Source organism: Micromonospora psammae (genome assembly GCF_036902725.1).
Taxonomy (GTDB): domain Bacteria; phylum Actinomycetota; class Actinomycetes; order Mycobacteriales; family Micromonosporaceae; genus Micromonospora.
On sequence record NZ_JBAKHM010000022.1, the window covers coordinates 19,433 to 35,339 of the forward strand.

At 72.3% G+C, this 15,907-nt stretch carries 13 protein-coding genes, 1 tRNA gene and 1 pseudogene; 5 read left to right on the top strand and 10 right to left on the bottom strand.

Annotation, left to right across the window (positions count from 1 at the left end):
- Positions 1–206: 206 nt before the first annotated feature.
- Positions 207–875 (top strand): excalibur calcium-binding domain-containing protein, encoded by a 669-nt coding sequence (locus tag V6U79_RS23030; RefSeq protein WP_334533031.1) that lies wholly within the window; start codon positions 207–209, stop codon positions 873–875.
- 195 nt (positions 876–1,070) lie between these two features.
- On the opposite strand, the gene V6U79_RS23035 is transcribed toward V6U79_RS23030, so the two are convergent.
- From V6U79_RS23035 to V6U79_RS23075, 9 genes and pseudogenes are all read right to left on the bottom strand, one after another.
- The gene (locus V6U79_RS23035; RefSeq protein ID WP_334533076.1) at positions 1,071–1,763 is read right to left on the bottom strand and encodes a hypothetical protein; all 693 of its coding nucleotides are present in this window, start codon (positions 1,761–1,763) and stop codon (positions 1,071–1,073) included.
- Between the two features lie 55 nt (positions 1,764–1,818).
- Positions 1,819–1,974: pseudogene (locus tag V6U79_RS23040) on the bottom strand (SigE family RNA polymerase sigma factor); the annotation flags it as partial.
- A 465-nt stretch (positions 1,975–2,439) separates the two neighbouring features.
- Positions 2,440–2,514 (bottom strand) — tRNA-Val (locus tag V6U79_RS23045).
- 83 nt (positions 2,515–2,597) lie between these two features.
- A complete protein-coding gene (locus V6U79_RS23050) occupies positions 2,598–3,065 on the bottom strand; it encodes a peroxiredoxin (protein ID WP_334533034.1) in 468 nt (155 codons plus the stop codon).
- A 77-nt stretch (positions 3,066–3,142) separates the two neighbouring features.
- Entirely contained in the window at positions 3,143–3,580 is a 438-nt protein-coding gene (locus tag V6U79_RS23055) for a DUF3052 domain-containing protein (protein WP_334533037.1), read from the bottom strand.
- A 109-nt stretch (positions 3,581–3,689) separates the two neighbouring features.
- Positions 3,690–6,566: a thiamine pyrophosphate-dependent enzyme gene (locus tag V6U79_RS23060; protein ID WP_334533040.1), complete on the bottom strand. Its 2,877-nt coding sequence runs from the start codon at positions 6,564–6,566 to the stop codon at positions 3,690–3,692.
- A 63-nt stretch (positions 6,567–6,629) separates the two neighbouring features.
- Entirely contained in the window at positions 6,630–7,109 is a 480-nt protein-coding gene (locus V6U79_RS23065) for a MarR family winged helix-turn-helix transcriptional regulator (RefSeq protein ID WP_334533042.1), read from the bottom strand.
- A gap of 132 nt (positions 7,110–7,241) precedes the next feature.
- Positions 7,242–7,646, bottom strand: coding sequence for a YjbQ family protein (locus V6U79_RS23070; RefSeq protein ID WP_334533044.1), 405 nt, complete (start codon positions 7,644–7,646; stop codon positions 7,242–7,244).
- 23 nt (positions 7,647–7,669) lie between these two features.
- A complete protein-coding gene (locus V6U79_RS23075; protein WP_334533047.1) occupies positions 7,670–8,092 on the bottom strand; it encodes a hypothetical protein in 423 nt (140 codons plus the stop codon).
- A gap of 183 nt (positions 8,093–8,275) precedes the next feature.
- Between V6U79_RS23075 and aceE the strand changes: the two genes are divergently transcribed.
- The gene (aceE, locus tag V6U79_RS23080) at positions 8,276–11,014 is read left to right on the top strand and encodes a pyruvate dehydrogenase (acetyl-transferring), homodimeric type (protein ID WP_334615791.1); all 2,739 of its coding nucleotides are present in this window, start codon (positions 8,276–8,278) and stop codon (positions 11,012–11,014) included.
- 191 nt (positions 11,015–11,205) lie between these two features.
- Here aceE and V6U79_RS23085 read toward each other — a convergent pair whose 3' ends face one another.
- A complete protein-coding gene (locus V6U79_RS23085) occupies positions 11,206–11,652 on the bottom strand; it encodes an SRPBCC family protein (protein ID WP_334533053.1) in 447 nt (148 codons plus the stop codon).
- Positions 11,653–11,836: 184 nt separating this feature from the next.
- Between V6U79_RS23085 and V6U79_RS23090 the strand changes: the two genes are divergently transcribed.
- From V6U79_RS23090 to gltX, 3 genes are read left to right on the top strand one after another with little or no spacing between them, the layout of a single operon-like run.
- Complete coding sequence (locus V6U79_RS23090; RefSeq protein WP_334615792.1) at positions 11,837–13,162, top strand: GH1 family beta-glucosidase; 1,326 nt, start codon at positions 11,837–11,839, stop codon at positions 13,160–13,162.
- Positions 13,159–14,436, top strand: a complete 1,278-nt coding sequence (locus V6U79_RS23095) for an MFS transporter (RefSeq protein ID WP_334533059.1) — start codon at positions 13,159–13,161, stop codon at positions 14,434–14,436. The genes V6U79_RS23090 and V6U79_RS23095 overlap by 4 nt, the downstream gene beginning before the upstream one ends.
- A gap of 50 nt (positions 14,437–14,486) precedes the next feature.
- The gene (gltX, locus tag V6U79_RS23100) at positions 14,487–15,896 is read left to right on the top strand and encodes a glutamate--tRNA ligase (RefSeq protein ID WP_334533061.1); all 1,410 of its coding nucleotides are present in this window, start codon (positions 14,487–14,489) and stop codon (positions 15,894–15,896) included.
- The last annotated feature ends 11 nt before the right edge of the window (positions 15,897–15,907 follow it).

The following is a 15,907-nucleotide window of genomic DNA, read 5'->3' on the forward strand; positions in this document are numbered from 1 at the left end:
TAGATCCGGGGGCCGGGTCTGCCGCTCAGCTTCTCACCCGATGCCAGGTCCCACGCCCGGTCACTCCTTACCCGCTGATGATCATCGAGGGCGTCCGGACGGCCGGTGGCCGCCGCCGGTGCTCCAGCATCGAGCTGCCCGGGGACGCGCGGTCCGGCCCGATCGGTTGGTGTCCGTGTCTCACGAATCCCGGCACGATACGGTCCGTGACCTACCCCCCAGCGCAGGACCCGTGGCAGGGTCACGAGCCTCCTCCTCCGCCGGCGCCGACCTACAATCCCCACTCGCCGACGCAGCCGTACGGGCCGCCGGCTGTTCCGCAGCTGACGCCCACCCGGAAGCTCGCGCCGGTCACGGGGAAGAAGGTCGGCCGAAAGGGCTGGCTCGGCATCATCGTCTCCGCCATCCTGGTGCTGTGCTGCTGCGGCAGCGTCGCGAGCTTCGGCGACGACGGCGACGACGAGCCAGCGGCGAAGCCGGACGACTCGGCCTCGATCTCGACGAGGGTGTCCCCGCGGCAGGTCGCCTCGCCGGCTCCGTCTCCCTCCCCCTCCCGCACCGCCTCGGCGAAGCCGAAGCCGTCGCCGAGCGTCTACTTCGCCGACTGTGACGCCGTCGCCGATGCCGGGTTGTACGAGATCAGGAAGGGCGAGCCCGGGTACCGCAAGGCACTGGACCGCAACGGCGACGGTGTCGCCTGTGACTTCGAGGACGACCCGGCCTCCGCCGACGACTCTTCGGGCGATGACGGCGGCGACGCGTACTACGCCAACTGCAGCGAGGCGCGCGCGGCGGGCGCGGCACCGATCCAGCGCGGCGAGCCCGGGTACCGCAAGGGCCTGGACCGCGACGGCGACGGCACGGCCTGCGACTGACCTGGGCCTTGTGACCAAGCCCCGGGCCTCCCCAAGGTCGGCGCAAAGCGCTGGCGGTCGTTCCCGGAAAGCGGGCCGCCGCCGATTGGTGACGCTGCCACCGGTGATCTTCGCCGGCCAGCCCGATGAGGCAGCGGCTCCGCGACAAGGGGTGGAGGCGCGGGGATCCCGCGCCCCCACCCGTCGAGTCGAGTCTCAATCGACGTGGAACCGGTCGCTGGCGGCGAGTGCCGCGAGCTGCTGAACGGTGAACGGCAGCTTCTTCAGCTCTGGCAGGACCCCGAAGCGGTGCGCGTAGCTGTCGGGGCTCGACAGCTGGGCGACTTTGACCACCACCCCATCGGGGTGCCGATAACCGGCCCACTGGGCGAACCGCGGGGGGTCCTCGTTCGTCCAGTGGACCTGGGCCACCCCTACCTTCGCCTGGCCGACGGTCACCAGCTGGCATTGTCCGCGGGGGAAGGGGTGAATCTTCAGCGTCAACTCGCAGCCGTCACCCTGCAACCGGGAGTGCCCGGTCTGCACCTCGACCAGTAACAGCCCGGTCTGCTTTCCTTGACGTATCGAGAACGACGCCAGGTACAGCCAGTCGCCCACGGCGGTCGGGCGGCCAACCGTCCCCATCGGAACCAACGCTTGCGGATTCAACGAGTCTTCGACCACGGTGTATCCGGCGGGTACGACGGCGACGAGCTCGTTGAGCATTGCCTGTGCCTGCTTCCTGGCGGTGGTCCACTCCTCCTGCGACGGGCGACTCCTCAGATCGACCGTGCTGCTGGATGACGGCTTCGTACCCGCCGGGCTGTAGCGACTCCCGCTGCCCAACACGCCGGTGAACCCGACGGCGGCGACCAGCACGACCGCTGTCGCCGACCCGGCACCGCTCATCGAGAAAGGTTCGCAACAGGATCTGCCGTACGTAGGCGTCGAGCACCTCGTGCCGAGATGCCCGGTTCCAGGCCAGGTACAGCTTGGTGAACGTGGACTGGACCAGGTCCTCCGCCCGATGCCAGTCGACGCACAACAGGTAGGCGGTCCCGCGCATCGCGTCTGATCGTGCCGCGAAGTACGCCGCGAACGCGGCGTCACGATCGCTCATCCGATGCCTCCGATTCTCGAGTCGGGATAGTCACGCGGGGTCCGGGGGTTGCATCAGATGCCAATCGGCGGGGCTGCAGTGGGAAGCCGCGCGGCAACGCGGCTGCCGACAGGAAGGCGCCGTGGAGTCAGAGCTCAGGTGATTCGGCCTGCGCTGGTCGGACATCGACCTAGCGTTCGAGATCGAGCGGGGCTGCCGGGCATCCGGTTCCACGATCTTCGGTGATCGCGCCTGACGCTCCTGCTCAGCCTTGGGACCCGCCCCACATCGCTCAGGCCATCGCGGGTCACTCAGACGTGGAGGTCACGATGATGATCTACGCATACAGCGGGATGGCCGAACAGACTGAGGCCCTGCGGCAGCTGGGCGAGGCGTTCGATTCGAGCAACTGACGTCAGGGTTGGATGTCAGGCACTCCGCCCGCCCCGGCAACTTGCTCGGCACGGGCGGATTTGCCTGTTCAGGTGGTGGGCGCGGCAGGTTTCGAACCTGCGACCCCCCGCTTGTAAGGCGGGTGCTCTCCCACTGAGCTACGCGCCCGGAACGCCCGTACGGCGGGCCGGAGGTGGGCAAGTTTACCTGCCGGCCTCCGGCCCGGTCGAACGGTGTGCCCGGTCAGGGCGTCAGGCCGCGACGGCCTCCGCGAGGGCCTTGCGCCAGCCCTCCTGGTCGCGGGGCTCGCCCGGCATGTTCATCTCGGCGAAACGGACCACGCCGGCCTTGTCGATCACGAACGTGCCGCGGTTGGCGATGCCGGCGGCGTCGTTGAAGACGCCGTACGCCTGGGCGACCGCGCCGTGCGGCCAGAAGTCGGCCAGCATCGGGAACTGGTAGCCCTCCCGGTCGGCCCAGATCTTGTGGCTGTAGACCGAGTCGACGCTGACGGTGAGCACCTGGACATCGTCGTTGACGTACTCGCCGAGGTTGTCCCGCACCTCGCAGAGCTCGCCCTGGCAGATGCCGGTGAACGCCAGCGGGTAGAAGACCAGCAGCACGGCCCGCCGGCCGCGGAAGTCCGAGAGCCGGACCTCCTGGTTGTTCTGGTCCTTCAGCACGAAGTCCGGCGCGTCTGCGCCAACCTCGATCGGCATGCAAGCTCCTAGGGTTGGGTCTCGGTGCGTCAGCCTGCCACACCCGGCGGCGGCCGCCGCCGGGTCACCGGCGCGGGCTACTTCTTGTTCTTGGAGCCGCGGCGCAGCACGAGGCGGGCGCCGCTCCAGTCCCGGCCGGCGTTGACGGTGGAGGTCTGCTGGAGACCGGCGGTCTGCGCCGACTCCGCGACCTCGCTCGGCTCGACGTGCCCCTCGCGGCCGGCCTTGGGGGTCAGCAGCCACACGACACCGGCGTCGGCCAGCGGGCCGAGGGCGTCGACGAGGATCTCGAAGAGGTCACCGTCGCCGTCCCGGTGCCAGACCAGCACCGCGTCGACCACCTCGTCGGTGTCCTCGTCGACCAGATCTCCACAGCGGTCGGTCAGGGCGTCCCGGAGATCCTGGTCGACGTCCTCGTCGTACCCCATCTCCATGACGACCATCCCCGGTTCGATTCCGAACCGGTCCGCCAGGCTGCGTACCCCGTCGGCGGCCTGACCAGCGGTCGCGCTCACTGTCGCGTGCCTCCTCATCTCATCCCTTCGCGGCGCCGGGCGACGCCGTCAGGCAAAGTCCACACAGTTGCGGCCCCCTGCGCAAGTGGCGCACCGGGTGGAACGGAATTTACCGTGCCAGCAGCGTACGGGCACCCTGGGTAATGGCTTCCTCCGAGACCAGAACCTGACGGGCAGCTGGACCTAATGGTACAAACGAGTCAACTGCGGCCACTCGCCGCGCCACTCCGACATATCCGGCGTCGACCAGCGCCGCGATGATCCCCTCACCGACCCCGCCGGACCGCCGCGTCTCGTCCACGACCAGCACTCGGCCGGTCGCGGAGGCCTCCCGGATGAGGTCCGCCACCGGCAGCGGCGCCAGCCACCGCAGGTCCACCACCCGGCTGCCGATCCCCTCGTCGGCGAGGGTGGCGGCGGCCCGCAGCGACATCCGCACCCCGTTACCGAAGGTGAGGATCGTGACATCCTCGGCCGAGCCGACCCCGTAGACCCGGGCCCGGCCCACCGGGACGTGCCGGGCCGCCCAGGCGGCGGGTTCCGCGTACTCCCCCGCCCACTCGCCGTCGCCGGGCTCGTACAGGTCGCGGGTGTGGTACAGCGCGATCGGCTCCAGGAAGACCGCGACCGTGCCGTCCACCGCCGCGCTGGCCAGGCAGGTCCGCAGCAGGGGCGCCGCGTCGTCCGGCCGCGCCGGCACGGCGATCACCAGGCCGGGCACGTCCCGGAGTACGGCCACCGAGTTGTCGTTGTGGAAGTGCCCCCCGAACCCCTCCTGGTACGCCAGCCCCGGCACCCGCACCACCATCGGGTTGCGGAACGCCCCCCGCGAGAAGAACTGCATGGTGGCTGCCTCGCCCCGCAGCTGGTCCTCCGCGTTGTGCAGGTACGCCAGGTACTGGATCTCGGGTACCGGCAGCAGCCCGGCCAGCCCCGCGCCCAGCGCCAGCCCGAGCACCGAGGTCTCGTCGAGCAGCGTGTCGAAGACCCGGGCCGGCCCGAACCGCTCGCGCAGCCCCTTGGTGACCCCGTACACCCCGCCCTTGGCGGCGACGTCCTCCCCGAAGACGGCCATGCCGGGGTGGTCGAGGATGCCGTCGGCCAGCGCGGCGTTGATGCTCTGCGCCAGGGTGAGCGGGCCGGCGAGCTCCGGCGGCTTGCCCCCGAACGCCTCGGCCCGCGCGCCCGCTCCCGGCCCGGCGGCCCGGGCCGCCGCCTCGGCCACCGCCGTGGCGACCCGGGACGGCCGGCGCGGCGCCAGCGGGGCCACCACGTCGACGGCGCTGCCGAGCTTCGGCTCGTCGAGCGACTCCTCGGCGATCCGCCGGACCTGCCAGCCCCGCTCGTCGTACCGGGCGAGCAGCTCCTCCCCGGTGGCCACCCCGGACTCGACCAGCAGCCGGGCGGTGGCCAGCACCGGGTCGCGGGCCTCGTCGGCGGCGATATCGGCGGTGCTGCGGTAGGCGGTCTCCGCGTCGGCCCCGGCGTGCCCGAGCAGCCGTACCGTGCGCAGGTGCAGCACCGCCGGGCGGCGGTACCGGCGCACCCAGGCGGCGGCCTGCGCCGCCGTCGCGTGGGCGGCGACCGGGTCGGCGCCGTCGGCGGCGAAGTAGCGGACCCCGGGCCGGGCCCGCAGCGTCCGCTCCACCCAGCCCTCCGGTGAGCGGACGCTGATCCCCAGCCCGTTGTCCTCGCAGACGAAGAGCACCGGGATGCGCAGTCCGGTGTGGTCGTACCAGCCGGCGGTGTTGAGGGCGGCGGTGGCGCTGGCGTGGTTGACCGAGGCGTCGCCGAAGGAGCAGACCACGATGGCGTCGCGGGGCCAGGGTGAGCAGGGTGCCTGCTCGGCGGTGCCGCGGCGGCCGGCCGTGTCGAGCCGGCGCAGGCGCTCCAGGGCCAGCCCCAGCCCCACCGCGCGGGGCAGGTGCGAGGCGATGGTGGAGGTGGTCGGCACCACGGCCAGGTCGGCCCGGCCGAAGACCTTGTGCCGGCCGCCGGCGAGCGGTTCCCGGGCGGAGGCGACCATGCCGCGCAGCACGTCCCGCGCCGCTTCCGCGTAGGCGTCCACGGTGACCGGTCCGATGGCGCCCGGGCCCCGGGCGGGCCCGTCGGCGGTCGCGGCTCCTCCGGCCGCGCTCGGCCCGCCGGGGGACGTGGGCGGGGCGACGGCCGGGGGCGGGACCGGCTCGGCGGTGCCGTCCGACCCGACCCGGTAGGCCGCCGCACGCTCGGCGACCCCGCCGAACCCGGCCCCGGCCGGGTCCACGCTCACCGCCGGGCTGACACCCACGGTCGGGCTCGCGCCGACCGCCGCGCTGACGTCGTGCGCCGGATGCAGGCCGGCCTCCGGGGGCGCGCTGCCGGCCGGGTGCGCGCTCGCGGCCCCCGGCGGCGCGGGCGGCTCGTCGGTCGCCGCGTGGGGGTCCGCGACGGCGTCGGTCACCGCCGGGTCGTCGCCGGTGGCCGGGGCGTCGAGGGGTACGTCGACCGAGGTCGCGTCGCCCGGGCCGGGAGCGCCGTCCGGGCCATCGGCAGCCGTCGGCGTGCCGTCGGGGCCATCGGCAGCCGTGGGCGTGCCGTCCGGGCCATCGTCAGCCGGGGGTGGGTCGTCGTCCGGCGTACCCTCGACGGCCGGCGCGGCGGGGAACTCGCCGGCGGCCTGGGCGGCGCGGACGCAGTAGAAGGCGCCGGAGCGGTAGTGCAGCAGGGCCGGGTCGGTCGGGCGCAGCGCGGCGGCGACCGCGGCGTTGCCCTCGTGGCCCGCGGAGCCGATCGTGTAGTACCCCTCGTCGAAGCTGCGCAGCCACCGTCCGGCCAGGTCGAGCTGGCGGCTGGTGGCCTGGGCGTCGAAGAGGGCGAGCAGTTGCCGCCCGGTCAGCGGCCCGTCCGGTCGGACCGGCTCGGCCGGGTCACGCCGGCGCTCGGGGGTGGGCAGCGCGCCCAGGGTCTCCCGGAACCGGTCGTCGAGATCCTGCGGGGTGGTCACGTCGATCAGCATTACCGACGGAGGCCAGGGTCGCCCACTCAGACACGATCCGCCCAGCCGGGCTCACTCCGGGTCGCACCGGGCCGGGCAGCCGCCGTCGGAGACCTTCCACACCAGCTCGCGCAGCATGGCCACCTCCTCGGTGGTCAGCGCGGCGAGCAGTCGGGAGTCGGACATCACCTGGTGCAGCCGCTCCCGCGTCCGGCGGCCGGCCCCGGTCACCAGCAGCGTCTTCTGGCGCCGGTCGGCGGGGTCGACCCGGCGCTCGACCAGTCCGGCCTGCTCCAGCTTGTCGACCAGGGCGGTCACGTTGGAGCGGTCACAGCGCAGCTGCTCGGCGAGGTCGCGAGCGGGCAGAGGCAGGTCGGGGTCGAGCTCGTACAGCGCGCGGGCCACCGCCGGGGTGAGCCCCAGCTCGGCGAACTCGACGTCCTGTTGGTGCCGGATGGCGGCGGCGAGGTGCACGATCCGGCGCACCGCGTCCCCGGCCAACTCGGCGCGGTCACCCGGGCCGGAGCCGGTGAAAGCGCTGCTCAGCGTCACGCCGCCGATTCTAGTGACGATTCAACAGTTGTTTATCTCCACCATTGGCAAGCTCACGCTTTCGGGCGCGGCCGTACCGCGTCCGGTGATCGACACCACTCGCGGCGCGGGTCTGCGCGGGCGGCGGGCGGGTCAGGCGGGGAGGAAGGAGAAGCGGACCTGGCGGGTGGGGTTGTCGCCGTTGGGGTCGACCAGGGTGAGGGACTGCCAGGTGCCGAGCGCCAGGCGGCCGTCGAGCACCGGCACCGTCGCGTACGGCGGGACGAACGCGGGCAGCACGTGGTCGCGACCGTGACCGGGCGAGCCGTGCCGGTGCCGCCACCGGTCGTCGGTGGGGAGCAGGTCGTCCAGGGCCCGGAGCAGGTCCTCGTCGGAACCGGCGCCGGTCTCGATGATCGCCAGGCCGGCGGTGGCATGCGGCACGAAGACGTGCAGCAGCCCGTCGCCCTGGCCGGCGACGAACCGCTCGGCCTCGGCGGTGATGTCCTGGACGGTCGGCCGCGATCCGGTCCGGACGGTGATCACCTCACTGCGCATACCGCGCATTCTGCCGCACCGGCTCAGTAGCTGCCGCCGCCACCGTCCGAGCCGCCGCCCCAGCTCGACCCACCGCTGTCCGATCCGCTGTGGGAACCCGACCCACCGTCGGAGCCGCCCCAGAAGCCGGAGCCGCCACCACTTCGGCCGAAGTCCGACGGCCCGGGCTCGGGGACGCCGCAGCCCCGGTCCGCCCCGGCGTCCGCGGCCGGCGCGGGCGAGTACCAGCCGACCGACGCGTCGGGGTGGGACCGGCGGCCGGACCGGCCGGCGGACCGGCGCATGTCCCGGGCCAGACCGGCGACGAGCAGCAGCGCCAACCCGCCCAGCGCCACGAGGCCCCCCATCTCCAGCCGTCCCGCCCACAGTCCGGCCAACCCCACGCCGATGCCGGCCACGCCGACGACGGCCGTCACGAGCCCCAGAAGCGCCAGTCGCCACCGCATGGCCGGAAGGGTAGGCAGCGCGGGCAACCCGGCCGGCGCTAGCGCATCCCCCGATCGCGCAAAGTTACTGGTGGGTACCTGTGTTGAGCGTCGCGTCTGGGGGAGCTAGACGTGACGGCGAGTGCCACCAGGGGGCAGGATGGCGCTAGAGACCTATCCCACACACAAACCGAGGGAACGCCTGTGGCTACGGAACGCAAGCGCCCGGTGATCACCGCTGGTCTGCCGAGCCAGCTTCCGGACACCGACCCTGAAGAGACCGGCGAATGGGTCGAGTCGCTCGACGGTGTCATCGACGAGCGCGGAACCAAACGCGCCCGCTACGTCATGCTGCGCCTGCTGGAGCGGGCCCGCGAGCGCCAGGTCGGGGTGCCGTCGCTGACCACCACCGACTACATCAACACCATCGCTCCGGAGCGCGAGCCGTGGTTCCCGGGTGACGAGCACGTCGAGCGGCGGATCCGGGCGTACGTCCGGTGGAACGCGGCGATGCTGGTGCACCGGGCGCAGCGCCCGGAGATCGGCGTCGGCGGGCACATCTCCACCTTCGCCAGCTCCGCCTCGCTCTACGAGGTGGGCTTCAACCACTTCTTCCGGGGCAAGAACCACCCGGGCGGCGGCGACCACATCTACTACCAGGGTCACGCCTCCCCCGGCATGTACGCGCGGGCGTTCCTGGAGGGGCGGCTGAGCGAGCACCAGCTCGACGGGTTCCGGCAGGAGTTGTCGCACCCGGGCGGCGGGCTGCCGTCGTACCCGCACCCGCGGCTGATGCCGGACTTCTGGGAGTTCCCCACCGTCTCCATGGGTCTCGGGGGCCTGAACGCGATCTACCAGGCCCGGTTCAACCGGTACCTGCACCACCGGGGCATCAAGGACACCTCCGACCAGCACGTCTGGGCGTTCCTCGGCGACGGCGAGATGGACGAGCCGGAGACGCTCGGCGCCATCGGGGTGGCCGCCCGCGAGGAGCTGGACAACCTCACCTTCGTGATCAACTGCAACCTGCAGCGGCTGGACGGGCCGGTGCGGGGCAACGGCAAGGTCATGCAGGAGCTGGAGGCCTTCTTCCGGGGCGCCGGCTGGAACGTCATCAAGGTGGTCTGGGGCCGGGAGTGGGACCCGCTGCTCGCCGCGGACACCGACGGCGCGCTGGTGAACCTGATGAACACCACGCCCGACGGCGACTACCAGACCTACAAGGCGGAGTCCGGGGCGTACGTCCGGGAGCACTTCTTCGGCCGCGACCCGCGGACCCGCAAGATGGTCGAGCACCTCTCCGACGACGAGATCTGGAACCTCAAGCGGGGTGGCCACGACTACCGCAAGCTCTACGCGGCCTACAAGGCGGCGACCGAGCACACCGGCCAGCCGACGGTCATCCTGGCCAAGACGATCAAGGGCTGGACGCTCGGCTCGCACTTCGAGGGCCGCAACGCCACCCACCAGATGAAGAAGCTGACGCTGGAGGACCTGAAGACCTTCCGCGACCGGCTCTACCTGGACATCCCGGACAAGGCGCTGGAGGACAACCCCTACCTGCCGCCGTACTTCACCCCCGGGGAGAAGTCCGACGAGATCGCGTACCTCAAGGAGCGACGCCAGCAGCTCGGCGGCTACCTGCCGTCCCGGCGGACCAGCACCAAGCGGCTGGCCATCCCCGGTCCGGAGCGCTTCGCCGACGTCAAGCGCGGCTCGGGCAAGCAGAAGGTGGCCACCACGATGGCCTTCGTCCGCCTGCTCAAGGACGTGATGAAGGACAAGGAGTTCGGCAAGCGCTGGGTGCCGATCATCCCGGACGAGGCCCGCACCTTCGGCCTGGACTCGATCTTCCCGACCGCCAAGATCTACTCGCCGCACGGCCAGCGGTACACCTCGGTCGACCGGGAGCTGTTCCTGTCCTACAAGGAGTCGACCACGGGGCAGATCCTGCACGAGGGGATCAACGAGGCCGGCTCGGTCGCCTCGTTCACCGCGGCCGGCACGTCGTACGCCACGCACGACGAGCCGATGATCCCGATGTACATCTTCTACTCGATGTTCGGGTTCCAGCGCACCGCCGACGGGCTCTGGGCGGCGGCCGACCAGATGGCGCGGGGCTTCCTGCTCGGCGCGACCGCCGGCCGGACCACGCTCAACGGTGAGGGCCTCCAGCACGAGGACGGCCACTCGCTGCTGCTCGCCGCCACCAACCCGGCGGTGATCGCGTACGACCCGGCGTTCTCCTTCGAGATCGCGCACATCATGGAGCAGGGCCTGCACCGGATGTACGGGGAGGCCCAGGAGAACGTCTTCTACTACCTGACGGTCTACAACGAGCCGATCCTCCAGCCGGCCGAGCCCGAGGGTGTGGACGTCGAGGGCCTGCTCAAGGGCATCTACCGCTACTCGCAGGCGCCGCAGGTCGACGGCCCGAAGGCCAACATCCTGGCCTCCGGCACCGGCATGCAGTGGGCGCTGCGGGCGCAGCAGCTGCTCGCCCAGGACTGGGGGGTGGGCGCCGACGTCTGGTCGGTGACCTCCTGGACCGAGCTGCGCCGCGACGCGGTGGAGTGCGAGGAGCACAACCTGCTCCACCCGGGCAGTGAGCCGAAGGTGCCGTACATCCAGCGGAAGCTGGCCGACGCCGACGGGCCGAAGGTCGCGGTCAGCGACTGGATGCGCGCGGTGCCGGACCTGATCTCCCGGTGGGTGCCCGGCGACTACACCTCGCTCGGCACCGACGGCTTCGGCATGTCGGACACCCGGCACGCGCTGCGCCGGCACTTCCACGTCGACGCCGAGTCGGTCGTGGTCGCGACGCTCCGCCAGCTCGCGATGCGCGGCACGGTCCCGGCCAACGTGCCGGCCGAGGCGGCCAAGAAGTACGCCATCGAGGACGTCACCGCCGCCCCGGTCGGCGAGACCGGCGGCGACAGCTGACCTCCCGCGTACGACGAAAGGCCCGGCGCAGCTCGCGCCGGGCCTTTCTCGTGGCTGTCTGACGTGCTGGTCGGCGTCGCGGCGCCGAGCGGTACGGCGGGCGCACACGGCGAACGGGCGGTGGTCCGGACGTCCCTGGCGGGGACGCCGGGCCACCGCCGTCGCGGGTGACGCCGTAGGACGTGGCCTCGTCAGCCGACGGCGGCCAGGTCGGTGAGCCGGGCCAGCGAGTCCTCCAGGTCGGCGCCGACCCGGCGCAGCCCGAGCCGGAGCAGGGCCGCCTTGACCGGACCGGCCGGCCAGCGGACGACGATGAGTCGCACGATCGTCCCGCCCTCCTCCTCGTCGGGAGTGAGCTGAACGTAGATCTCGGTACGCGCCTCGGCCCGGGCGCCGGCGCCCCGGGCCCGCTCCCGCCAGCCGATCAGGTTGGGCTCCTGGTAGGCGATCACCTCGGCCTCGTGCGCCGCGCCGCGCCCGGCCTGGACCAGCTGCCGGCGCCCGAAGCCTTCCCCGGAGAGCACCTCGGCCGCACGGACTCCCGCCAGCCAGGCCGGCAACTGCTCGGCCCGCTGCACGACGTCCCAGACCGCTTCCACCGGCGCCAACACGTGCGCACTGCGTTCGACGAGGATCATTTCTATCTTCCCCCACTGAGGACATCCGCGATATTCCGCACTGTATGCGGTAAATCGGACTTACCTGGACGGGTTCGGAAAAGACACGCCGAAAACCCTTGCGTACGGATCGTCGCGGGCCTATGGCGCAAGCCCCGTCCGCACCCTAGAGTCCCGAACACGATTCGCGTCTCAGGGAGGGTGGATGACGACCACGCCGATGCCCGCGTTCCCCACCGGCTTCCGCTGGGGGGTGTCCACCTCCGCGTACCAGATCGAGGGAGCCGCCACCGCCGACGGGCGCGGGCCGTCCATCTGGGACACCTTCGCCCACACCCCCGGGCGGATCGCCGACCACAGCACCGGCGACGTGACCTGCGACCACTACCACCGGCACCGCGAGGACGTGGCGCTGATGGCCGGGCTGGGCATCTCGGCGTACCGGTTCTCGATCGCCTGGCCGCGGGTGCAGCCCCGCGGCACCGGGGCGGCCAACCCCGCCGGCCTGGACTTCTACGACCGTCTCGTCGACGACCTGCTGGCCGCCGGCATCGACCCGGTCGCCACCCTGTTCCACTGGGACCTGCCGCAGCCGCTGGAGGAGACCGGCGGCTGGCTCAACCGGGACACCGCCGACCGGTTCGCCGAGTACGCCGACCTGACCGCCGCCCGTCTCGGCGACCGGGTGAAGCTCTGGATCACCCTCAACGAGCCGTTCGTCCACCTGAGCCTCGGCCACGCCACCGGCGTGCACGCCCCCGGCCGGTTCCTGCTCCTGGACGCCTTCCCGGTGGCCCACCACCAGCTGCTCGGGCACGGCCTGGCGGTCAGCGCGCTGCGCGCCCGCAGCACCAGCCCGGTCGCCATCGCCAACAACTACTCCCCCGTCGTCCGGTACGGCGACACCGACGCCGACCGGGCCGCCGCGCTGGCCTACGACGCGCTGCACAACCGGCTCTTCACCGATCCGCTCCTCGGTCAGGGCTACCCGCCCGGCTTCGACCCGGCGGTGGTGCGCGACGGCGACCTCGACGTGATCGCCGCGCCGATCGACGTGCTCGGGGTGAACTACTACAACCCGACCGGCGTCCGCGCCCCCGAGCAGGACTCGCCCCTGCCGTTCGAGGTGGTGCCGCTGGACGGGTACCCGCGCACCGCCTTCGACTGGCCGGTGGTCCCGGACGGCCTGCGCGATCTGCTGGTCGGGCTGCGGGACCGGTACGGCGACGCGCTGCCGGAGATCCAGATCACCGAGAGCGGGTGCGCCTACGACGACGCGCCGGACGCCGACGGGCGGGTGCACGACCCGGAGCGGATCGCGTACCTGGACGGGCACCTGCGCGCGGTGCGCGCGGCGATCGACGAGGGCGTCGACGTGACCGGGTACTTCGTCTGGTCGCTGCTGGACAACTGGGAGTGGGCCGAGGGCTTCACCAAGCGGTTCGGCCTGGTGCACGTCGACTTCGACAGCCAGGTCCGTACCCCGAAGTCCTCGTACGCCTGGTACCGGGACCAGATCGTCCGCCGGTGACCACGATCGACCCGACGCCGGCCTCGCTGCCGGCGGCGCTCGCCGAGCCGGTCGTACCGGTGCGCCGCGGCTGGATCGCGTTGATCTTCGCGGCGAACCTCGGCGTCTGGATGGCCTTCTTCACCCCGATCCAGGTGCTGCTGCCGCAGCAGATCGAGCGGATCGCGCCCGGGGACAAGGAGGCCATGCTCGCCGTGGTCACCGGGCTGGGCGCGCTCGCGGCGGTGCTCGCCAACCCGCTCGCGGGCGCCTGGTCGGACCGTACCTGCCTGCGGCTGGGCGGCCGGGAACTGGGCCGGCGGCACGTCTGGACCGCGGGCGGGGCGCTGCTCGGCGCGCTGGCCCTGATGCTGCTGGCCCGGCAGCAGACCGTCGCCGGGATCGCCCTGGGCTGGGTCGCCGCCCAGGTCTGCTTCAACGCGATGCTGGCCAGCCTCACCGCCGCCGTCCCGGACCGGGTGCCGGTCACCCAGCGCGGAGGCGTCTCCGGCTGGGTGGGCATCCCGCAGGCCCTCGGCCTGGTCGTGGGCGCGGTGCTGGTCACCGCCGTGGTGCGCGGCACCACCGCCGGGTACGCGGCGATCGCCGTGGCGGTGCTGGCGCTGTCGCTGCCCTTCGCGCTGTTCACCCCCGACGACCCGCTGCCCCGTACGCACCGGCCGGCGCTGCGGCTGCGGGCGCTGGCCGCCTCGATGTGGATCGACCCGCGCCGGCACCCCGACTTCGCCTGGGCCTGGATCACCCGGTTCCTGGTCCAGATCGGCAACGCCCTGGGCACCCTCTACCTGCTGTACTTCCTCACCGACGGGGTGCGCCACCCCGACCCCGAGGGTGGGCTGCTGGTGCTGATCCTGCTCTACACCGCCGGCCTGATGACCACCGCCGTGATCGCCGGACGGCTGTCGGACTCCTCGGGCCGGCGCAAGGTCTACGTGATCGCCGCCGGTGTGATCATGGCGGTGGCGGCGCTGCTGCTGGCCGTCGCGCCGGTCTGGTCGACGGCGGTGGTCGCCGCGCTGCTGCTCGGCGCCGGTTACGGCGTCTACCTGTCGGTGGACGCCGCGCTGATCACCGAGGTGCTGCCCCGGGCCACCGACCGGGCCAAGGACCTCGGCGTGATCAACATCGCGAACTCCGCGCCGCAGGTGCTCGGCCCGGCGATCTCCGCCCCGATCGTGGTGCACCTGGGCGGGTATCCGACGCTCTACGCCACCACGGCGGTGGTCACCCTGCTGGGCAGCGCACTGGTCCTCAAGATCCGCGCGGTCCGCTGAACGAGGGGCCCCTCCGTGATCGGCTCGCGAACGGCCGTAGGCTGGAGCACGTGACGGTACGTGTGCGCTTCGCCCCCTCCCCGACCGGTATGTTCCACGTCGGCGGCGCCCGCTCGGCGCTGCAGAACTGGATCTACGCCAAGCAGCAGGGCGGGGTCTTCGTGCTGCGCATCGAGGACACCGACGCGGCACGCAACAAGCCCGAATGGACCGAGGGCATCCTCTCGGCGCTGGACTGGATCGGCATCGCCCGGGGCAGCTACGAGGGCCCGTACTTCCAGTCCGGCAACGCCGGGGAGCACCGCGCCGCCGCCCAGCGGCTGCACGAGTCCGGCCGGGCGTACTACTGCGACTGCACCCGGGAGGCCGTGCAGGCCCGCACCGGCTCCCAGTACCAGGGCTACGACGGCTTCTGCCGGGACCGGGGCCTGACTGCGGGCGAGGGTCGCGCGCTGCGCTTCCGCACCCCCGACGAGGGCGAGACCGTGGTGGTCGACCTGATCCGCGGCGAGCCGACCTTCGAGAACAAGCTGATCGAGGACTTCGTCATCGCCCGGGGCGACGGCTCGCCGGTCTTCCTGCTGGCCAACGTGGTCGACGACATGACCATGGGGATCACCCACGTGATCCGGGCCGAGGAGCACCTGCCCAACACCCCGAAGCAGCAGCTGCTCTGGGACGCGCTCGGGGTCAAGCCGCCGGTCTGGGCGCACGTGCCGGTGGTGGTCAACGAGAAGCGGCAGAAGCTCTCCAAGCGCCGCGACAAGGTCGCCCTGGAGGCGTACCGGGACGAGGGCTACCTCGCCGACGCGATGCGCAACTACCTGATGCTGCTCGGCTGGGCGCCGTCGAACGACCGCGAGATCGTGCCCTGGTCCGTGATCGAGGAGGAGTTCCGGCTGGAGGAGGTCAACCCCTCCCCCGCCTTCTTCGACGAGAAGAAGCTGCGCGCCTTCAACGGCGAGTACATCCGGGCGCTGCCGGTCGACGACTTCGTCGCCGCCTGCCAGCCCTGGCTGACCGGCACCGACACCATCGCGCCGCCGCCGTGGCAGCCGGAGGAGTTCGACGCCGCCGCGTTCGCCGCCGTGGCGCCGCTGGCGCAGACCCGGATCGCGGTGCTCAGCGAGATCGTGCCGAACGTCGACTTCCTCTTCCTGGCCGACCCGCTGATCGACGAGGCCGCCTGGGCCAAGGCGATGAAGGCGGGCGCGGCCGACCTGCTCGACGCGGCGATCGCCGGCTACGCGGCGCTGGCGTCGTGGGACGCCGAGTCGCTGAAGTCCACCCTGGAGGCGGTCGGCGCCGAGCGCGGCCTGAAGCTGGGCAAGGCGCAGGCCCCGGTCCGGGTCGCGGTCACCGGCCGCACCGTCGGGTTGCCGCTCTTCGAGTCGCTGGAGGTGCTCGGCCGGGAGCGCACCCTGGCCCGGTTGCGCGCCGCCCGGGTCCGCCTGGTCTGACGTACGCGTGG

Coding starts and splice junctions, on each gene's coding strand:
- V6U79_RS23035 (WP_334533076.1), bottom strand. CDS start 1,763: ATGAGCGGTGCCGGGTCGGCGACAGCGGTCGTGCTGGTCGCCGCCGTC.
- V6U79_RS23050 (WP_334533034.1), bottom strand. CDS start 3,065: ATGCCGATCGAGGTTGGCGCAGACGCGCCGGACTTCGTGCTGAAGGAC.
- V6U79_RS23070 (WP_334533044.1), bottom strand. CDS start 7,646: ATGCGCAGTGAGGTGATCACCGTCCGGACCGGATCGCGGCCGACCGTC.
- V6U79_RS23075 (WP_334533047.1), bottom strand. CDS start 8,092: ATGCGGTGGCGACTGGCGCTTCTGGGGCTCGTGACGGCCGTCGTCGGC.
- V6U79_RS23085 (WP_334533053.1), bottom strand. CDS start 11,652: ATGATCCTCGTCGAACGCAGTGCGCACGTGTTGGCGCCGGTGGAAGCG.
- V6U79_RS23090 (WP_334615792.1), top strand. CDS start 11,837: ATGACGACCACGCCGATGCCCGCGTTCCCCACCGGCTTCCGCTGGGGG.